The organism is Pseudoalteromonas sp. SR44-2 (assembly GCF_014163745.1).
GTDB classification, from domain to species: domain Bacteria; phylum Pseudomonadota; class Gammaproteobacteria; order Enterobacterales; family Alteromonadaceae; genus Pseudoalteromonas; species Pseudoalteromonas distincta.
This window is the reverse complement of sequence record NZ_JACJDW010000007.1, coordinates 110,859-132,490: the sequence shown is the minus strand read 5'-3', so window position 1 is coordinate 132,490 and position 21,632 is coordinate 110,859. Positions and strand designations below refer to the sequence as shown.

General features: G+C 38.5%; 13 protein-coding genes. 12 read left to right on the top strand and 1 reads right to left on the bottom strand.

Translation table 11 applies throughout. From position 1 onward, the window contains the following. The first annotated feature begins 1 nt into the window (after position 1). The 10 genes from bcsA to H5115_RS06365 all read left to right on the top strand — a co-directional run bounded on the left by bcsA (position 2) and on the right by H5115_RS06365 (position 19,061). On the top strand, positions 2 to 2,671 hold the full coding sequence (gene bcsA / locus H5115_RS06410) for a UDP-forming cellulose synthase catalytic subunit (protein WP_182754346.1): 2,670 nt from the start codon (positions 2 to 4) through the stop codon (positions 2,669 to 2,671). Then, positions 2,664 to 4,910, top strand: a complete 2,247-nt coding sequence (gene bcsB, locus H5115_RS06405; protein ID WP_182754343.1) for a cellulose biosynthesis cyclic di-GMP-binding regulatory protein BcsB — start codon at positions 2,664 to 2,666, stop codon at positions 4,908 to 4,910. Before bcsA ends, bcsB begins: the two co-directional genes overlap by 8 nt. After that, positions 4,910 to 6,040 (top strand): cellulose synthase complex periplasmic endoglucanase BcsZ, encoded by a 1,131-nt coding sequence (gene bcsZ, locus H5115_RS06400; protein WP_182754340.1) that lies wholly within the window; start codon positions 4,910 to 4,912, stop codon positions 6,038 to 6,040. Before bcsB ends, bcsZ begins: the two co-directional genes overlap by 1 nt. Next, positions 6,031 to 9,849 (top strand): cellulose synthase subunit BcsC-related outer membrane protein, encoded by a 3,819-nt coding sequence (locus H5115_RS06395; protein WP_182754337.1) that lies wholly within the window; start codon positions 6,031 to 6,033, stop codon positions 9,847 to 9,849. Before bcsZ ends, H5115_RS06395 begins: the two co-directional genes overlap by 10 nt. Positions 9,850 to 10,096: 247 nt before the next feature. Then, positions 10,097 to 11,590: a peptide MFS transporter gene (locus H5115_RS06390; RefSeq protein WP_002958204.1), complete on the top strand. Its 1,494-nt coding sequence runs from the start codon at positions 10,097 to 10,099 to the stop codon at positions 11,588 to 11,590. A 147-nt stretch (positions 11,591 to 11,737) separates the two neighbouring features. Next, the gene (locus tag H5115_RS06385; protein WP_182754334.1) at positions 11,738 to 14,467 is read left to right on the top strand and encodes a metallophosphoesterase; all 2,730 of its coding nucleotides are present in this window, start codon (positions 11,738 to 11,740) and stop codon (positions 14,465 to 14,467) included. A 318-nt stretch (positions 14,468 to 14,785) separates the two neighbouring features. After that, complete coding sequence (hppD, locus tag H5115_RS06380) at positions 14,786 to 15,832, top strand: 4-hydroxyphenylpyruvate dioxygenase (protein WP_002958202.1); 1,047 nt, start codon at positions 14,786 to 14,788, stop codon at positions 15,830 to 15,832. 136 nt (positions 15,833 to 15,968) lie between these two features. After that, positions 15,969 to 17,282, top strand: coding sequence for a fumarylacetoacetase (fahA, locus tag H5115_RS06375; protein WP_182754331.1), 1,314 nt, complete (start codon positions 15,969 to 15,971; stop codon positions 17,280 to 17,282). A gap of 143 nt (positions 17,283 to 17,425) precedes the next feature. Further along, a complete protein-coding gene (locus H5115_RS06370; protein WP_182754329.1) occupies positions 17,426 to 18,589 on the top strand; it encodes a M23 family metallopeptidase in 1,164 nt (387 codons plus the stop codon). Then, positions 18,579 to 19,061: a polymer-forming cytoskeletal protein gene (locus H5115_RS06365; RefSeq protein ID WP_002958196.1), complete on the top strand. Its 483-nt coding sequence runs from the start codon at positions 18,579 to 18,581 to the stop codon at positions 19,059 to 19,061. Before H5115_RS06370 ends, H5115_RS06365 begins: the two co-directional genes overlap by 11 nt. Positions 19,062 to 19,082: 21 nt before the next feature. Here the strand turns inward: H5115_RS06365 and H5115_RS06360 are convergent, their stop codons facing one another. Then, positions 19,083 to 19,556, bottom strand: a complete 474-nt coding sequence (locus H5115_RS06360) for a hotdog fold domain-containing protein (protein WP_182754326.1) — start codon at positions 19,554 to 19,556, stop codon at positions 19,083 to 19,085. A gap of 183 nt (positions 19,557 to 19,739) precedes the next feature. Between H5115_RS06360 and H5115_RS06355 the strand changes: the two genes are divergently transcribed. Beyond that, complete coding sequence (locus H5115_RS06355) at positions 19,740 to 20,939, top strand: multidrug effflux MFS transporter (protein WP_182754324.1); 1,200 nt, start codon at positions 19,740 to 19,742, stop codon at positions 20,937 to 20,939. Then, on the top strand, positions 20,936 to 21,580 hold the full coding sequence (locus H5115_RS06350) for a LysE family translocator (protein WP_182754321.1): 645 nt from the start codon (positions 20,936 to 20,938) through the stop codon (positions 21,578 to 21,580). Before H5115_RS06355 ends, H5115_RS06350 begins: the two co-directional genes overlap by 4 nt. Positions 21,581 to 21,632 lie beyond the last annotated feature (52 nt).

Genomic DNA, 21,632 nt, shown 5'->3' with positions numbered 1-21,632 from the left:
AATGAGCATTACATTATTTTATCAGCGTCCTATTCACAGCACTTTATACTTGCTGCTGAGCATTTTATTTACTGATAAGTTAGTCCGATACATTTTATTTAAGTTTCATAGCTACTTTAATCAACATAAAGTAAATGTTATTGAAGCTTTTTTAATGCCTTTTATTACGCTTTTAAGCTCACTGTTTATAAATATTAAAAAGCACAAAATCAGCTTTGAATATACTCTTTATGACTACTACCCTCATTTAAGGTTGCCTTACCGAGCCTACATTTACTCAAATATATTACGCTTTATTATACAAAGTGTTTTTTTAGTGTTTTTTAAAAACCAGCTTAAATCTAGTTCTGTAAAAGAAAATGCTGTTAATTATTTTTATGATGGTGTTAGCTACCTTTTAAGGCAATTACGTTGGTTTGATTTAAAGCTAGGTAGATTATTAAAGCGCCTACTATCAAAAAACAAAAAAGGCCCTAAAAAAAGTGCGTTTAAAACCATGGCGGATGCGCGTGTATGGCAAAATAAACTAGTCAAATACGTCATTCTCGCGTTTATTCTATTTTTATTAGCAATATTTATTACAATTCCTTTTAGCTTGGAAGCTCAAGCCGTTTTTATAAGCTTTATTTTACTAGTTGCGTATGCGCTTAAACGAGTAAAAGGCCAAATGGCAACCATTGTCATGATTACCCTGTCAGTAACTACGTCTTCTCGTTACTTGTGGTGGCGTTACACTGAGACTTTGAATTGGGATGATCCACTTGCACTTGCACTAGGTGGTGGCTTATTACTTGCTGAAACGTATGCCTGGCTTGTACTGATTTTAGGTTTTTTCCAAACAATTAACCCGCTTGAGCGAAAACCAGTTCCTTTACCAAAAAATACTGACTTATGGCCAACAGTAGATGTATATATTCCAACTTATAATGAGCCATTAAGCGTTGTGAGGCCCACTACTCTGGCTGCTTTAAGTATCGATTGGCCTGCAGATAAACTAAATGTTTATATATTAGATGATGGTAAGCGCCCAGAGTTTAAGGAATTTGCAGAGGAAATTGGAGTAGGCTATTTAGCTCGTTCGGATAACAATCATGCTAAAGCCGGCAATATGAATAGCGCTATGCGTTATACCGATGGCGAATATATCGCAATTTTTGATTGTGACCATGTCCCTGCTCGCTCATTTTTGCAAATGACGATGGGACAGTTTTTAAAAGATAGTAAAGTGTGTTTAGTGCAAACACCGCATCACTTTTTCTCTGCAGATCCGTTTGAGCGAAACCTTAACAACCATAGTCAAATTCCTAACGAAAACATGTTGTTTTATGGGCTTATTCAAGACGGAAACGACATGTGGGATGCGACCTTCTTTTGTGGCTCTTGCGCCGTATTAAAACGAGCTGCGCTTGATGATATTGGCGGTTTTGCATTTGAAACAGTAACGGAGGATGCTCACACGGCACTTCGTATGCAGCGCGCTGGTTATAAAACTGCTTATATAAATATTCCACAGGCAGCAGGTCTTGCAACCGATAGCCTGTCAGCGCATATAGGCCAACGCATTCGGTGGGCGCGTGGTATGGCGCAGATATTTAGGCTTGATAACCCATTAATGGGTAAGGGTTTAAGCGTTCCTCAACGACTATGCTACATAAACGCAATGCTGCACTTTTTATCGGGTATTCCTCGTATTGTATTTTTAACAGCCCCTTTAGCGCTAATATATTTTAATGCATACATAATTTATGCCCCATTTTTAGCTATTTTTATTTATGTAGTACCGACACTAATTCAAATAAAAGCGACTAACTCACGTATTCAAGGTAAATACCGTTACTCCTTTTGGGGTGAAGTGTATGAGTCAGTACTTGCTTGGTACATACTAAAACCAACTACCGTTGCTTTATTTAATCCTAATAAAGGTAAATTTAACGTAACCGAAAAAGGCGGTTTAAATGATGAAGAGCATTACGACTGGGGTATTTCTAAACCGTATTTAATTCTCTTACTTATTAATTTACTTGGTATATTAGTGGGCGTATTACGTCTATTTTTAGGTGACCCAAGCCAGATTGGCGTACTTATAATAAGTATGGGTTGGGCTTTTTATAATATTATAATTTTAGGTGCTGCGGTTGCTGTTGCAGCTGAAGCTCGTCAAGTGAGGCACTCGCATCGTATAAAGGCAAACTTTCCTGCCGGCGTTCGTTTAGCAAATGGCCATACTTTGAAAGTAAAAATAACGGATTATTCAGATAACGGCGTAGGCATAGAGACAGATCACGCGCATTTATGTCGTGTTAACGATAAAATTGAATTATTAATGAGTCGCGGTAATAAGCAGTTTTCGTTTACAACGTATGTATGTAATACCCGCAAAAAACAAATTGGCCTTACACTTAAAGACTTATCTCTCGAAAAACAGAGAGCTTTTATACAATGTACCTTTTCAAGAGCAGATGCTTGGCTAGATTGGCAAAATAACTTTAGACATGACCGTCCATCGTATAGCTTCAAAGAAGTACAAAAAACCAGTTTACGGGGCTTTAGTAATTTACTATTTCATGCTCCAAGAGCGTTACAACCAGTTATTAAGTTAATGACTAATATTGTCATTTACATAAATTCATTTACTCCAAAAAAACCGATAGTGCATAATAATTATGATTAAAAAGTTACTTAATACATTTCTAACATTGTTACTTATTAGTAGCGCATATAAAGTGCTCGCTATCGAGCCCATGCACGACAAAACCCTGTTTGTAAATGGTTACCCTGAGAGTGCCCAGGTTTCTAGTTTACGCCTTAGCTTTGAAAAATTAGGATTCAATGACTATAAACTCGACGGCGTGAATAATAATTCTCGTGTCGATTTCACAAATAGAATTGATAAATTAAGCACTAATTTAAAGCTTAACTTTTCGTACACTAACTCACCTTCATTACTGGCTAATGTATCGCACTTAAAAGTTTATTTTAACGATAACTTAGTAACAGTATTACCTATTAATGAACAGCTAAGTGTTGTAAAAAATACGGTAAATCACAGCCTTGACCTAAATGCTAAATACATTCAAGACTACAACCAAATTCGCTTTGAACTAGTTGGTTACTATGATTTACGATGCCAAGATTACTTTAGCCGCTCAATTTGGACTGAAATAAACAAATCAAGCCACATAACGCTTGATCAAAAACAGTTAGCAATTGATAGCCGCCTTGAATATTTACCAGAACCATTTTTTGATGCTAAAGATTACAACAAATTAAACTTACCTTTTGTATTTGCAAGCACACCTAATACACAAGCTATAGAAGCGGCAGCCACTTTATCTAGTTGGTTTGGCGCACAAGCAGACTGGCGTGGCGCTAACTTTCCCGTAGTTTTAAATAAAGCACCAGAGCAGCACAGTGTGGTGTTTATTACTAATGACTCAAAACCTGATTTTTTAAAAGATTATCCAGATGTTGAAAAGCCAACCGTCGAGCTAATTTCAAGCCCTATTCACAGATACAATAAAATGCTGCTAATTTTGGGGCGTGACGAAAAAGACTTAAAAACAGCGGTTACTGGTCTTGTGTTTGGTCATAAAATTATGACAGGCCGAAGTGCAAGTATCGAAGCAATTAACAAACTCCCACTGCGTAAAGCTTATGATGCGCCGAGATGGCTTAGAACCGATCGTCCCGTGCACTTTGACGAGCTTATTGACTATCCAACTCAGTTACAGGCTGAGGGACTTAACAACGGTCCTATAAAGCTAAATGTTCGTTTTGCACCTGATTTATTTACTTGGCGTGAAAAAGGTATTCCTATTACTTTGCAATACCGTAATACGCCAGAGAGCGAAACCTTAAATTCACGTTTAAACATGTTAATAAACCAAGAGTTTATAAGTGGTTTTTTACTTGATAAAAAAGACACATCGTTAACTACCGCAAAAACCTTACTGCCTTTAATCGCTAATACAGACACAACGCAAAGCGCTGAAGATTTTTCATTGGATGGTATTAATCTTGCCAGCCGAAATGAATTAAATTTTGACTTTAGATTTGCAGTACTTAAAAAAGGCGAATGTGCCGTTGCTCCACCTGGTGGCGAGTACGGGGTAATTGATGGAAACTCCAACATTGATGTAAGTGGGTTTGACCACTACATAGCTCTGCCTGATTTAAATGTATTTGCAAACAGCGGATTCCCATTTACAAAATACGCAGACTTACAACAAACTTTAGTCTTAATAGATGAAGTTCCATCACCTAAAGCGCTATCTGTATTGTTTAATTTAACAGGCCACTTTGGTGCTATCACAGGCTACCCCGCTCATAGAATAAGCGTTGCTCATTTAAACGAAGATGCCAACTTAGATGATAACGACATATTGATAATCGCCAAACCTAATAGCATTGCTAACAACTTAGATGAAGATGCGCAAACTAATATCTTGCTTGATAACAATCAGCGCGCTATAAAACAAGCCATTTACAATGGTGCTTACGATGAACAAACAACAGATAAAGTTCAAGTAAGTATAAAAAGTAGTGGTGATATGGCCGTTATTACAGGCTTTCAATCACCGTTTGATTCAGAGCGATCAATAGTATCGCTTAGTGCAACATCACAAAAAGCCTTTACTCTACTAGATGATGCGTTAATGAGTTCACAAGCTCTTGCGCAAATTAAAGGCAGTGCTGCGGTCATAAATTCTCAAGGCATTAAAACAATTAAAACTGATGAGCAATATTTTGTTGGTCACATTCCTGTGCATACCCTAATTTGGTTCCATTTATCGGATCACCCATTTGTACTGGCACTATTGTCTATTTTAACACTACTGTTGATCTCATTTATAATATGGCGATTACTGCAAGCATTAACATACAAGCGATTAGCTGAAGGAGATAAGTAATGAAGTCACTCATTAATGTATTTTTTACCGTGATTGCATTATTTACCTTTAATGCCAATGCACAAATAGAGCAATGCCAACCATGGGATGCATGGCAAACGTTTAAAAGTAACTTTATAAGCCAAGATGGTCGCGTTATTGATTTGGGGAGTGAGCAAAAAGTCACAACCTCTGAAGGCCAATCTTATGCCTTATTTTTTGCTGTTGTAGCAAATGACAAAGCAATGTTTGACTTAGTGCTTGATTGGACGCAAGAACATTTATCAGAAGGTGATTTAAGCACTCGTTTACCGGCATGGCAATGGGGTGTTAATAATCAAAATGTTGGCGGAATTTTAGATTCAAACCCTGCGTCTGATTCTGACTTATGGATAGCATACAGCTTATCGCAAGCAGCTATTCTTTGGGATGAGCGCCGCTACAGCATATTAGCAGCTGTACTTGCACAGCGAATAATGCGTGAAGAAACCGCTTATATCTCGGGCCTAGGTTTATCATTACTACCCGCTCCTACAGGTTTTGAATTTGATAACGAACGTTTTAAGTTAAACCCGAGCTACTCACCATTATTTATTTACCAGCAGTTTAAAAAGCTCTACCCACACTCACCTTGGCATCAATTACACGAAGGCTCAGCAAAGCTAATTTTAGATACAGCAAAGCAAGGTGTTAGCCCTGACTGGGTAATGTTTGATGCAAATAACGGCTTTTACTACGATAAGAAAACGAGCGACTTGGGCAGTTATAACGCCATCAGAGTATATTTATGGGCAAGTATGATGGCAGACAACGCGCCTTATAAAAAAGAGCTATTAGCGCAATTCAACCCTTTTATAGAAACAATTAATAAACGTGGTTACGTGCCTTTAAATACCTTTGCTAAATCAGGAAAATCTGAAAAAAGAGGCCCTTTGGGCTTTAATTCAGCTTTGTTACCTTTACTGGCGACTAATAACGATAATTCTACGGTAATGGCGATTCAGCAAAAACTAATGATTGATAAATCATTTACCCAGACTCGTTATTACGACAGCGTGCTTAACTTGTTTGGTACAAGTGCTTTAAATAAGCGTTTTTCAATTACAGCAGATGGGACGCTACAACCGGTATGGAGCACTGAATGCCGTTAAGGTTTGCCCTCGCTTGCACATTAGCGCTTAGCTCTGGATTGAGCGCTAACACAGCCAACGATATTGATACGCAATCTGTTGATTGGTTACTAAGCCAAATAGGTATTGGTGAAGCACAGCAAAATAAAAAACTAGTTGAAGATAGCTTACGAAAGCTAGTCGCTATTGCTCCTGCCCGAATAGAAACGCAGTGCGCAGTAGCGCGTTATAATTTTGCCAATGGCGAATCAGTGAAAGCCAACCAGTTATTAAGCAAAATAGATAACGGACTCACTAAGCAAGCCCCTTGTGTTGAAAAACTTAAAATACTCTCTCGTATTGAGGGTAAAGATAAGTCTTTAATTCATGAAGCTAGGCTACTTTCTCGAGCTGGACGTTATGAACAAGCCCGTGAAATATACAATAAAATATTTAAAAAAACCTACCCTACACTTAATTATGAGCTTGAGCATTTAAGCTGGTATGGACAAGACAGCGACCAATGGGAAAGTGTTAAAAAAGGCTATGAAAAGTTATTAAAAAGCTATTCTAATATCCCTCAAGTAGAAATACCTTATGCTCGCCATTTACTGAGGAAAAACCCAGCAAATAGTAAAGCTATAGATATTTTAAGTAATTACGGTACCAGCCCTTCTTTTATTAATGAAGTTGAGTTTATTTGGCTTGCAGCTCTTAAGAGTATGGATCTTACTCAAAATACAGTTGAGCAATACCAACGTTACTTCTCTGTGTATCCATTTAGTAGTAAAGGTAAGTTACAATATGAAGATTTCCAACGAGACTTTAAAGTAAGACAAGCATTACTTGCCGATCCCGCGTATCAGCTTTGGCTCAAAGGCGATCGTTTACTTAATAATAAAAAATTAAAAGAAGCTGAGCCCCTACTATTAAATGCTTTAAAAGGGCGGCCAACCGATAAAGAAATTATGCGCAGCTTAGGGTATTTGTACCTAGCGAAAAGCGACTACAAAAAATCATATTACTATTTTTTTACCGCGCAAAAATATACACCTAACTTTGATGAGCGTGAAGGACTTAAAGAGCTCGCGACAGTTGCGAAGTTTTGGCTGTATATGTCTGAAATGGAAGATGCTATAGAGCAATCTGATTTTAAAACAGCACAATTAAAACTAAATCTAGCTGAGCAACTAAATCATGACCAAGAAGCTTTTCTTTATAACAAAGGCCTATTATTAGCAGCTCAAGGAAATTACACACAAGCAGCTACCGCCTATCAAGCAGCCCTAAAAACCAATCCTTTGTATGAAAATGCCTTACTTGGCTTATTAAATATCGCGCAACTAGATCAAAACCAAAAATCAATTCGCAACTTTTATAATTCATTAAATGCAAAGCAACGAGATTTAATCTACCCCTCATATGCACTAGCTACCAGTAATACTCTAAGGGATAAAGCAAGCCAGTATACTAATGGTGGAGAGCTAGAAAAAGCAGAAGAACTACTTAAGCAAGCTATTGAGCTTTCACCTGAACAACCTTGGTTATATTACGATTTAGCTTTTATATACCAACAAAAAGGCCTGACCCAACAAGCACGTGATTTGTTTAATAATGTATTGTGGCAGTTCCCGCTAAACCCCCAAATTAGATATAGCCATGCTTTATTTTTGCGCTCTATAAATGATTATGAAGGAGCTTTGGATACACTTAAATATATTCCTTTTAAAAATCGAGATACCGATATTATTGCTTTAGAACAGCAATTGTTGCTTAACGAGTCTCTTACACAAAGCCAGCAATATCTTGATTTAAAAAATAAATCTGTCGCCATCTACCATTTAAGTAACTTAGAAGCAAGAGAGCTAACACCTGAAATGCAAGCTGAGCTTTCTAATAGTTGGTACAAAATTGATGAAAAACGACATGCTCTTAAATTACTTTCAAGTGCCCTTTCATCTGACTCATCTTTGTCGCCTTATTGGCACCTTTTACAAGGCCAGTGGATACTAGAGCAAAGTAACCAAGTTGAAATAAAACGCTGGTTTGAGGATTACGTGTTACCAGAGAGCGCTTCTGAAAACGAAACGGCTCAATATGTGCAGTTACAAAATAACTACCTCAACCAGTTTTATACCGGCAGTGACTTAATTGCTAAGCTCAATCAGCTTGATCAAAAATATAAAGATATTCCAGCAACAACAACTGCACTTATTAATGCAAACTTAGCGCTAGAACAATATGAAGCAGCCGTTATCTTATATCAGCGAAAAGTACAAAGTAGTCAAACAATTGAGCCTCAAGCACTTCTCGCTATTGCTAATGCATACATAGAACTTGGAGACGACTTTCAAGCAAAAGAAGTTACGCAAAAAGCGATTACGCAAACCACATCGCAAGAGGGTTATTTACAACGCCAAATCATGTCATCTCTTAATGAGTTTAATTACTCAGGGGATGCACTTTATTTAGCTAAGCAACTTATTGAAAAGTCACCAAACGATCAAGAGTTACGCTATTTAGGTGCTCAAGTAGCCAGTAAGTTTAATGAAACCGAACAAGCACAATATTGGTACGCACAAACCCTGTCACCTAATCGTACTTTAAACGAAAAAGAGCTTTACGGAGCGCTTTTAAAAATAGATGAAAACGATCAATGGTATGTAAACGGTGCTAAACGTGAGCTAATAAACCAGCAAAACAAAAACCAAGCATACATTGCCATTGGTGTTAACTTTAGTGGACAAACAAGCACCGAAAGTGAAGCAACACTTGGTGCGGGCTTAGTACCAATTGAAGCTTACTTTCCACTTTGGCAAGGCCAAGGTTTTATTAAAGTAGACCCGACTACTATTAGCGCACAAACAACTCGCTTTGATGAGCAGTTCGCTGGTAGTCGCTACGGACAAGGTGCTTTATGTATTTTCACTTGTTCAGTCGATGAAGTGGCACCAGAGGAAAGTGGTGTAGATATAGGTATTGGTTGGCAAAACGAAAACTGGCGTGTAGATGTAGGCACTACCCCACTTGGCTTTTTAATTGAAGACTTTGTGTGGGGTGTAAATTACGCAGACAGTTTTGGCGACTTTGGATACAGCCTAGAACTTGAAAAGCGCCCAGTTACAAATTCAGTGCTTTCTTATGCAGGCTTAAAAGATGTAAATACAGGTGAAGTATGGGGGGGCGTACGCTCTACAGGCCTAACAGCTAATGTATCACACGACTTAGGCGGAAAATGGGGTTTTTGGTCAAGCGCCGACTTTACCCTCTATAAAGGCCAAAATGTAAAAGACAACCAACGCTATCGTATGATGGGCGGTACTTATTACCGTGTAATAAGCAATCAAAAGCGTGAATTTATCGTAGGTGCTAGCTTATTACATTGGGCATACAAGTATAATTTAAGTGAAGAAACATGGGGCCATGGTGGTTATTACAGTCCACAAAACTATGTAGGTCTATCCGTGCCACTCACTTATGACGCACGTTGGGGTGATGATTTTGTTTATAGATTAAAGACCGGTGTTTCGTACTCGCAAACAAAAACTCAATCTATTGATTTCTTCCCTAACGATAGAGATTTGCAAATAGCTGCGTATGATAGAGAATCAATAACAGGTGTTGACCCTGTATTTGAAGGTGAAACAAGTTCTGGTGTTTCATATAATCTTGAAGGTAGTTTTGAGTATAGAATAACGCCGAATTGGTTTTTTGGTGGCTACTTAGCCATCGATCGTTCTGACTTTTACGAACCAAACTTTGGTCAACTTTACATACGTTACTATTTTAACCCTGTTTATGGAACGCTTGAGTTCCCAGGTACCCCTATTGTTCCTTATGCTGAGTTCTAACTTGGCATAAGGTGATACACCGCGCAATACTTCCCCTAGCACTAAGGTATATGTATACTTGTGCCCAATTGTAACTAGGATAAGGGTGTGTCTCTTACCTTCTGGTGTTACTACCATATAGCAAATCATTATCTTAGCTACAAATAATAAACTGATGGTCGAGCATTTTAGTATGACTAAATACTAAGATAGCTAAAGCAAAAAATTATAAGGCCATTACAACAATTCTTAAAGTTAGGAAGTAAATATGAGTTCAGCTCCAGATAGTGGTTGGTTTGGCCACCCTAAAGGACTTTCGACATTGTTCTTCACTGAAATGTGGGAACGAATGAGTTATTACGGTATGCGAGCTATGCTCGTATTATTCATGACAGCAAGCTTACAAGAAGAAGGCCTTGCCTTTACTGTTGCATCAGCTGCTGCAATCTATGGTTTGTACACAGGCGCAGTATACTTTTTAGGCTTACCAGGTGGTTGGCTAGCTGATAGATTGTTTGGTGGTCAAAAAGCAGTTTGGTATGGCGGCATAATTATTATGATTGGCCATATTATTTTGGCTATTCCACATGATTATTCTTTCTTCGTTGGCTTAATATTTGTAGCAACAGGTACTGGTTTACTAAAACCAAATATCAGTGCAATGGTAGGCCAATTATATAGCGATGCTGATGAGCGTCGTGATGGCGGTTACGCTATTTATTACATGGGTATTAACATGGGTTCTTTAATAGGTTACTACGTATGTGGTTACTTTATGGAGAACGTAGGCTGGCACTGGGCATTTGGTGCGGCAGCTGTAGGTATGGCCATTGGTTTAGTGCAGTACAAACTCACACTTAATAACTTACCAAAGCACAGCGCTTTACCGGCTAATCCATTAGGCTCTAAAGGTACTTCACGTGCATGGGGCGGTATTGCAGCATTTGTAATTGCAGCTGCTGCAGTTACTACGGCAGCAATGACCGGCGCAATTGTAATCAATCCAACAGTGGTTGCAGGGTACGTAGCTATTGTATTTACTATTATCTTTTTTGTTTATTTTGGTGTTATTTACTTTACAGGTAATTTAACCGATGCCGAAAAACAAAGAATGTGGGCACTATTTTTAGTCTGTATTGCATCTGCATGTTTTTGGTCTGGCTTTGAACAAGCTGGTTCATCATTAAACTTGTTTGCCCGCGACTATACTGACCGCCTTATTGGTACTTTTGAAATCCCTACAACGTGGTTTCAATCATTAAACTCACTGTTTATTATTGCTTTATCACCATTTTTTGCAGCGCTTTGGATTAACTTATCTAAAAGCCTAGTGTCACCTAGCTATAGCGTTAAGTGTGCAATTGGTTTAATTATCATGGCATCAGGCTTTTTAGTTATGTTTATGGCGGCTCATTACGCAGCTGAAGGCTTAAAAGTTGCGCCTTACTGGCTTGTTACTACGTACTTTTTACATACAGTGGGTGAGCTTTGTTTAAGCCCTGTAGCATTAAGTGCTGTAAGTAAGTTATCGCCTAAACGTTACACTGGCCAAATGATGGGTGTGTTTGTATTAACTTACTCGATTGGTAATATTATTGCGGGTTTACTTGCTGGTAATTTCGATCCGAATAATGTTGATGAAATTCCTAACTTATACTTACAAATTGCATTATTTAGCATTGGTGTTGGTGTTGTTTTAGTACTAATGACTTTTAAAGCTAAAGTATGGGAAAAACAAGGTTTAGAAGAGAAAGTCTCTTAATTATTGTTTTTTTCAAATGTAGCAATATAACCTAAGACAATTCCTCCATAGCTTCTATGGGGGAATTTTTTATTCAACTTTGCCCTTCCACCGTTAACTGATATTATATCCTGATTGGTTATTGAATAGACTCAGGGACATCCGTAGATGCAATCGTTAACGATATCACGTGTTATTATATTTATATTTCTTAGCTTTATTCTAACTGCCTGTGGTAGCGGTGATGAAGTGACGGTTAATCCAAACGATCCTGTTGAGCCTGAACCTAGCAAATTAACACTATCAAGCGCTAATGGTTTAGACGTTACATTAGACGAAGGCAATTTTATATTTAATGCACCTTCCAGTGCTATTTCTAGTGATGTAGAGCTTACCTACGAGAAAACATTATTAGATGAGACAAATATACAACAAAATATAATTTCTGATTTACATGCGCTTACGCCCTCCACGCTTACTCTTGAAAAACCTATTACCATTACAATAAAAATCCCTGATGACTACGCATTAGGCGGACAACTGTTTATCGCAAAACTATCGGGCGCTAATTGGGATACTGTTACAAATTCAATAGTTTTAGATGGGTTTGTTAGCGCTCAAGTAACAACACTGGGCACATATGCAATACAAATGCAGCGCAATGAAGCTTTCGCAAATATCGGCCCAACTTGCGACGCTAATGCAACAGAGCAATCGGTAAGGTTTGTTCACGTTGCAGATTTACATGCTCGCTTTGGCTATGAAGAGCAATATTTCAGCCGGATCAAAGCCTACTACAACCAAGTAGCAAGCCAAACCCCGCACACCTTATTTACAAACGGTGGTGACGACTATGAAAAAGGCACCGTTGCTGAGCAATTATCACAAGGTACCGCGACAGAAGAAGCTATAAAAGCAATGCAGTTTGACCTGCGAGTCGTTGGAAATCATGATTATGCTTGGGGCCCTGAAAAATTACTAAGTTATTCCCAAGACGAGAATGCAATCGTACTTGCTAGTAATACTCGTTATGAAGCAGAGCAACTACAAGATTTTGCAGGCGTAGGATTTGCAAAAGTTCAAGTAGGATGTATTACACTTGGTGTGTTTGGCATGACCTCAGTGCCATGGAATGAGCTAGATGAACCAATTCAAGATGATCCGATCCCTGATTTTATTAAACAATTTAAAATGAGCTGGCAATGGCAACAAATCGCACAAAGCATCGTAAACCAATACAGTGATGATATAGATTACATGATTATGTTAAGCCATTTAGGTGTAGGCCAAGATACTGATATGGCAACAAACGTACCCGGTATAGACTTAGTACTTGGCGGCCATACACACGGTGGGGAAAGCTACACAACCCTTGATAACGGCGCTATTGTTTTACAACCGGACTTTTATGCTAAAGGTATTACTGACTTAACGCTTACTTTTAATTTAGCTGATAAATCATCCCCAGTTGTTGATTACAAAACGATTGAAACCGATACAATTGATGAGCGCGATGAGGCAACAAAACTAGCTATAGATGAGATAATGGGGCGTTATGCTCCCGATGCAGAAACTGAAATCGCTATTTCTGAAAACTATCCAACTGATGCGCAGCTAGCCGAAATCACCGCCTTAGCCGCAAAACATTCAAGCACAATTAGCGCAGCATTACTTAACCCTGAACTAGTACAAAAGCGCTGGACACCCGGCACACTGACTCAAGAAGACTTCCATAAAGCTTTTTACGTAGAAAGACAGCCATCAAATACGCCAGGGTTTAACTCTATTTATAAAGTAACAGTATCGGGAAGCGACTTAACAACGATGTTTGCAAGTCAACCAGATTGGTTTTTACTTAAACCTGAAGATATACAACCCACTAATAATTACGAAGTTGCACTATTTAAAGGAGCAGCTTTGAATCCTGATTTATTTTTTAATAGTGTTACATTCTCAAACGTAGAACCAATAGCTGAAGCTTGGTGGCTACTTGATAAATATGCACGTGCTAGAACAAGTCAGTGCCTACACCTTGACACTGACACCGAACTTTATTCATGTAACAACTTAGCAAATGTAACCGTATGGAACTTTGACGATACTAACAACCCGTTAGCAGCTGATTTTGGACCTTCGGTACTTAGCTACTTTGATCCAGATGAAACAAATTGGGGCACTGCAGAGACACAATATAGCACCACTACTCAATTAAATATTGATGATTTAAGTGATGGCCCTTCAGGTGTTATGGCGTTTTCTCGCCACGCTCCAACAGAAGGCTTACTTATTGATTTAAACACACCAGCAAATGGTGACTTTGCAAATGAAGGAATGGTGTCTGACTACACCTTGGTAATGGATTTATACTGGCCCGCAGAAGGTAAAGATATTTACCGTGCAATTATGCAAGCCAATACAACTGATTATCTTAATGATGATGCCGATATGTTTATTGACCCAAGCGGCGGCTATGGACAAGCAACTAGCGATAGCGGCTATTTTGGCAACACACAACCTGACTCTTGGCATCGTATAGCTTTTGTATTTTATACAGCACCAACCAATGGGGTATTTGAAGTCTATATAGATGGAGAACTTGCTGGCGTAAAAGAAGATGGCGAAATCGATAGTCGCTGGGCACTCAATCAATCTGTATTGCTTTTTACAGATAACAATTACGAAACCCGACCTGGTTACTTAAATGCATTACTCTATGCGGGCCGTGCTATGACCCGTGGCGAAATTAAAAGTATGGGCGGCGCACAACAAAAGCTGTCTTTTGAGCAACCGACGCGAGTGCTAAATCAAACCATTGAGCGCCATTACCAAGCAGCTCCAGCAATTAAAACTAACGTGTGGATAGAACAACGGAACAAGTTCTTTGGTAACGGCTCTTAAAGTGTAAACAATTACATACAAAAAGGCTTTTGCTTATTAATTATAAAAAGAGGTTTAGCGCAGGTTAAACCTCCTTTTTAGTATTTAAATACAACAACTTAAAAACAAGTACCCCCACTTGAATTTATACCATATAACTTCATTTTACTTAACTGTATTACAAACACGTAACTTTATAATAACCGTCCTATAAAATTTACACATGCACTACATACTAAATAGCGCCCCCCTCTTCCCCAAATTAAAAATCTGGTTGATTATCTACTGCAATATGACAACAACACATAATCGCAGTGCTTAATTGCGGGAGTAATAATAATGAGTGAAGTAAATAACTATTTGGGTTTAGTCGGTATTGAATTTACCGAGTACGCAACACCTGATGCTGATTATATGGATAAAGTATTTACTGATTTTGGCTTCTCTAAGCTTAAAAAATTCAAAGGTAAAGACATTGTTTATTACAACCAAAACGATATTCACTTTTTACTGAATAACGAGCGTGAAGGTTTTTCTGCAGAATTTGCTAAAAGCCATGGCCCTGCTATTTGTTCAATGGGTTGGCGTGTTGAGAATGCGCAAAAAGCATTTGAAACTGCAGTAGAACGTGGTGCAAAACCAGCGACCGACTCAACGCATAAAAATATGCCTTACCCTGCAATCTATGGTATTGGCGACAGCCTAATTTACTTTATTGAACAATTTGGCGACAAAGGCACTATTTACGAAAGTGATTTTGAAGACTTAGAAACGCAAAATGTTGTAGAAGATAAAGGCTTTATCCGAATCGATCATTTAACCAATAACGTTTATAAAGGCACCATGGAAAAATGGGCTAACTTTTATAAAGACGTATTTGGTTTTACTGAAGTACGCTACTTTGACATTAAAGGTCAAAAAACAGCGCTTATTTCGTATGCACTAAAATCACCTTGTGGCACCTTCTCTATTCCAATAAACGAAGGTAAAGGTAACGATAACAACCAAATTGATGAATACCTTGGTGAGTACAACGGCCCAGGCGTTCAACATTTAGCGTTTTTAACAGATGACTTAGTAAGCTCTCTTGATAAGCTTGATAAATCAACAATTGCCACTTTAGATATTATCCCAGAGTACTACGATACTATTTTTGACCGTGTACCTTGGGTTGCTGAAGATAAAGAAAAAATTCGTGAGCATCAGATACTCGTAGATAGCCAAAGTGAAAATTGTTATTTATTACAAATTTTCTCTAAAAACTTATTTGGTCCAATCTTTATAGAAATGATCCAACGCGTTGATGATGGTGGCTTTGGTGAAGGTAACTTCCAAGCATTATTTGAATCAATCGAACGTGACCAAGAGCGTCGCGGCGTTTTATAAAATATTTGAGTAAATTAAAAGCAGCGAACTTCGCTGCTTTTTGTCGTTTTAATATTTAAAAAGTATGGCGCCAAGTACAAGTATGATTAAATAAACTATACCTTGTCGCCATACAGTAAAATCCAAAGGAAATGTAATGAGCCTAATTAACGAAACCCACGATATTAATTTAACCAGCTGGGTAGAATCAGCTAATGTTGATAATTGCGACTTCCCGATTCAAAACTTACCGTTTGCAGAATTTCGTCGTAAAGGGTCTGATGAGGCCTTTCGTGGTGGTGTTGCAATTGGTGACCAAGTAATCGATTTAGCAAAACTAAGTAAATTAAACGTTTTAACAGGTGACGCTAAAACAGCCGCAGATGCAGCAAGTGAAGCAACCTTAAATACATTTATGGGTTTAGGGAAGCAGTATTGGTCAGCTCTTCGTTTAGCGCTTTCAAAAGCACTAAGAGCAGGCTCTGAGCACCAACAAGCGCTTAGCGATACATTGGTTTCACAATCCGATATAGAGTTTTCTTTGCCTTGTCGCATCGGTGATTACACCGACTTTTACACTTCTATTTATCACGCTACAGCTGTGGGTAGTTTATTTCGCCCTGACAACCCATTATTACCTAACTATAAATGGGTACCTATTGGTTATCATGGTCGCTCTTCATCTATTGACGTATCGGGTCAAACATTTCATCGCCCTAAAGGTCAAACCAAAGCGCCAGACGCAGAAGTGCCATCATTCGGTCCTTGTAAACGCCTTGATTACGAACTAGAGCTGGGTATTTACTTAGGTAAAGGCAATGCACTGGGCGATGCAATCGCTATCGAAAATGCTGAAAACCACGTATTTGGCTTTTGTGTATTTAACGATTGGTCAGCACGTGACTTGCAAGCGTGGGAATATCAACCGCTTGGTCCATTTTTAGCTAAAAACTTTGCCTCAACGGTATCGCCTTGGATTGTAACAACCGAAGCATTAGCGCCTTATAGAACAAGCTGGACACGTGATGAAAACGATCCACAGCCTATGGACTATTTAGAATCAAAAGCGAATCGCGACCAAGGTGCTTTTGATATTCAAATGGATGTTAAAATTCAAACGCAAAAAATGCGCAGCGAAGGCCATAACCCAACGCGCGTATCAACATCTAGCTTTAAGCACTCTTACTGGACTGTGGCACAAATGGTTACTCACCACACAGTGAATGGCTGTAACTTTATGCCAGGTGACATGCTAGGTTCGGGCACTCAGTCTGGTCCAACGCACGAAGAAGCAGGTTCATTACTTGAGCTTTCTCGTGGCGGTAAAGAAAAAATCACGCTAAGTAATGGCGAACAACGCAGCTTTTTAGAAGATGGCGATAACGTTATTATGCGTGGCTGGTGTGAAAAAGAGGGCTATGCACGTATAGGTTTTGGCTCTGTAGAAAGCACTGTACTGCCGGCAAAATAATACGCATATTAAAAAATTTATTAAAAGGGCTGCTTACTAAAAGCAGCCCTTTTTTATGAATTTTTGAACAGTTACAATTTTTTTCTAGCTTTTTTAACTAAAATTGCTATCTTAATTCGGTTAATAGCCAGTGTTTATATGCCATGTCAGTATTTATAAAGTCTTTTTATCATAAATTTTTCCCAGCTCGTCAGCTACTTATTCGTCAAAATGGCGAAGTTAAGCATGTTGTTTTAGCCTCTTGGTTTCAACTTCTTGTAGCGTTACTTATTTTAGTCACTTTTACTTGGCTGAGTATTTCGAGCTTTCGTGTTTATACACAAACAAATAAAATCTCTGACATAAAACAAAATCAAATAACCGAGCAAACGCTGTGGCAACAAAAAGTCAGTGAGCAACAAGCCCTTCAAGCAACGCAGTTAGAGCAACTTGCAATACTTGAGCAAAAGCAGGCGCTACTTCAAAGCATGATAGAATCCCTTCCTGCTTCAATTAGCAAAGATGTTATTAAGCTTGATACAGAACTTGATGTACCTATTAATGAAAATGGCAATGAATTTCATGAGCCATTAGTCGATGAAACTCAAAAAGGTAAACAAGCACAGTTAATCGCTCCAATTACATTCGCAACAAGAGTGGCCAACTTAAATAATCATTATGAGCAAAGCTTTACCTATTTAGATAACCAAATTAGTGAACGTCACCAAGCCATTTTAGCTATGGTCAAAGGCGCAGGAATTGAGTCTGCGCTTGAGCAACACCTAATATTAAGCGCCCAGACAACTGCACAAGGTGGGCCACTTGATATATTTAACGAAACAAAAATTCCAAGCCACTTTTTAGCCATCGTTGATAAGTTATTAATATTAAATAATTTAGAAAACTTTTTAACTGAGCTACCAAACACCCTGCCTTTAGCTAAAGCTAAATACTATATTTCGAGTAATTTTGGCCTTAGAAAAGATCCTATGAATAGTAATCATGCTTTTCATAAAGGGATTGATTTAGCCGGTTGGCATAAAACCGAAATATTCGCCCCAGCAGACGCTGTAGTGCTTCGTGCCGGTCGTAATGGTGGTTATGGTAACTTTATTGAGCTTGAACATAAAAATGGCTTAGTGACTCGATTTGGACACTTAAATAAAATTAAAGTAAAGAAAGGTCAATCAATCACTAAACATGATGTGATCGGTCTAATGGGCAGCACCGGCCGAAGCACAGGCACGCATTTACACTACGAAGTATTACTTAATGGTAAACAAGTCAATCCTCTAAAAATAACAAAGGCGCTTTCTCGTGTTTGGTAGAAAAAAACAAAAAACAGTTAGCTCTAATTTAAAAAGAGTGAATCACACACCGTCTATTATTTCTGAAGACGTACGTCTTACAGGCACTTTAGTTAGCCAAGGTGAAGTACAGCTTGATGGCCGTATTGATGGTGACATAAAAGTGGAACATTTAGTTATTGGTTCAGCGGGAGTTGTTGAAGGTATTGTTGAAGCTAAAAGCGTTATTGTTAAAGGTAAAGTTATTGGGTCAATTAATGCCAGTGAAGTAAAAGTACAAAGTGGCGCTCATGTTCATGGCGATGTATTTCACGATACATTGAGTATTGATGCAGGCGCAGTAATTGAAGGCAGTTTAAAGCAACGCTTTGAAAAAGAAGAGCCGGAACTAATTTCGAAAGAACTAAAACCCGCAAAAGAAGTTAAAGCATTATTAAAAGAAGATGGCAGCGACTTATCATTTGTAAATAAACAAGCCGCTGATAAAAGCTAAGTCAAATCAGCTTTACGTAAGTTACTTTTTCTCAGTAATGTACATAGTAATATCTGCAGTGAAAACAAGCTCATTGCGGGTATTATACAGTTTAACCGGTACTACTAAGTCTTCTTTATCAATCCACTTATGTGGTAAATCAATTTCAGCGACTGCTCGTACATCTGTATCTACTTTAGCCAAATACCTAACTGTCATCCCTTTTGGGATCCAACGATGCGTTTTAACTGGCACTGTTGCATCAACCATTACACCTGCACACAATTCAGCTAAGTTACACTGCGCAATAGCATGAATAGTTCCAATATGATTATGAACGCAGCGACGATTTTTAACCACCGCACTACAATGGCCCTCTCTCAAATCGAGTACGTAAGGTTTCATCGAACCAAAATATGGCGCTTTAAAGCAAACAGCTTTAGTAAAAAGCCAATTCCCAAAAGGTAGGCGCTTAAATTTATGCCATATTTGTACAAGTGCAGATTTATTACTCATTATTATTTTCCATCAACAGTTACTTTTTTAAAATTAACACATCAGACCAGTTTTAAAAAGTGCATTTATGCTGGCTTTTTAGCTTAATCCAATCAAAAAGTAAGAATGACGACCTATGCAGGGGTCATAAGCCCTTTCTTTTTTATGAGTGCCCACCTAAAATACTCGACAAAAGGAGACTCAATGCAAACACAGCCCGCTAAACCTAATATGACTTTGTTACTTATCTTAGCGTTACTCGTTATATTTTGCCCTATGGCAATCGATATTTACCTACCTGCTTTTCCAACTATTGCAGAACAATTTGCAGTTACTGAACAACAAGTACAGCAAACCGTTGCTATTTTTATGCTAACAGTGGGTTTAGGCCAATTAATTGCGGGCCCTTTGGCTGATAGATTTGGCCGAAAACCAGTGGCAGTAGTGGGCATTAGTTTGTATGCAAGCTCTGCATTACTCGCATACTACTCGCCTTCTTTTGAGATATTACTAATAGCACGTGCTTTTCAGGGATTTGGAGCCTGTGCCACATTTGTTGTCGCATTTGCGATAGTGCGTGATAAATATGGTAGTGAACGAAGCGGACAAATGATTACCTACCTTAACGGGATTGTGTGCTTTATTCCGGCAATGGCACCTATTTTAGGGGCTTGGCTTACCGTACAGTTTGGCTGGCGTATGAACTTTATGTTTTTAACCGCGTTTGCTATTTTGGGCCTTATTGTTACCCTATTCTTTTTTAGAGAAACTCGTCCTGCTGATAGTCATTATCAGGGGCATATTTTAGATTTACGTCGCTTTACACCGATTATTAAAACACCGGTATTTTTGTTTAATAGCCTAATTTGTATGGTCTCAATGTCGGCCATATTAGTGTATGTAACGCTCGCACCAGGCTGGCTTATTACTCATTTAGGCGGCACCGTAGCCGACTTTACTTTTTGGTTTACGTTAAATGCCATAATAAGTATTGTCGCAAGTTTTATTTTACCAACCTACATTAAACGAAATAGCCAACGTGCTTTGCGTGTCGGTGTGAGTGTACTGGTTTTCTCAGGTATTTTAATGCTAGCCTTGAGTCATATAGAAACAGCATTTGCGCTTATGCTACCTATCTTAATTGCTGCATTAGGGTTTGCTTTAAGTTTAGGCTCTGCTGCAGGAATGTCTCTGTCTAGCTTTCCTAAACAAGCAGGCACAGCCTCTGCATTACTCGGTGCTATGCAAATGAGTGGCGCAAGTATACTTGTTGTTTTAACCCAATATTTGGGGTTAAGTACACCGTGGTTGATTGCTTTTCATTTATTATTGCTAGTTCCGCTTTGGCTTATTTTAATGAGCAAAAAAGCACATACTTTACACCCAGCTAAAAGTACTCAATGATCAATCCTGACTTTCTAGTCTCATTTTTATTAGCCAGCTTTTTAATGGCAGTAGCGCCTGGGCCATCAAATGCATTTTTGATGGCGCAAACATTTGCTAATGGTCGAAGCGCTGGTATGCAAAGTGCTTTTGGTTTTGCATTAGGTGGGGTTGTTCATACGCTATTTGCTGTTGTAGGCCTAAGCGCAGTACTGAAAGCTTCCCCTAGTGCCTATGCAGCAGTGCAATACACAGGCGCAGCATACTTATGCTATTTAGGGTTTATGATGATTAAAGGCACGCTAAATCAGCCAGAGCCGACACCTGGTGACAAGCAAACCGATAAACCGCATATAAGTACCAGTAAAAAAAGTAATGTCATGTTTCAGGCCATGATGACTGAAGTATTAAACCCTAAAGTAGCATTATTCTTTATTGCATTTATTCCACAATTTGTAGATCCAACGCTTTCATCGGCTACTTTTCAGCTCGCTTTTTTTGGCTTACTTTACCCTCTTTTTGCTTTTCCGATTGACTGCACGTATATTTATTTTGGCGACAAAATTGCACAGTTTTTTAGACGTAACCCAAATAGCCAACTTTGGATTGATAGGATCACTGGCATTGTATTTATTGCCCTTGCTATCAATCTATTATTTTAACTAACCTGCACTTTGGTTAAGAGATTTATTCTTCCGAGTTTAGGTTCACCAA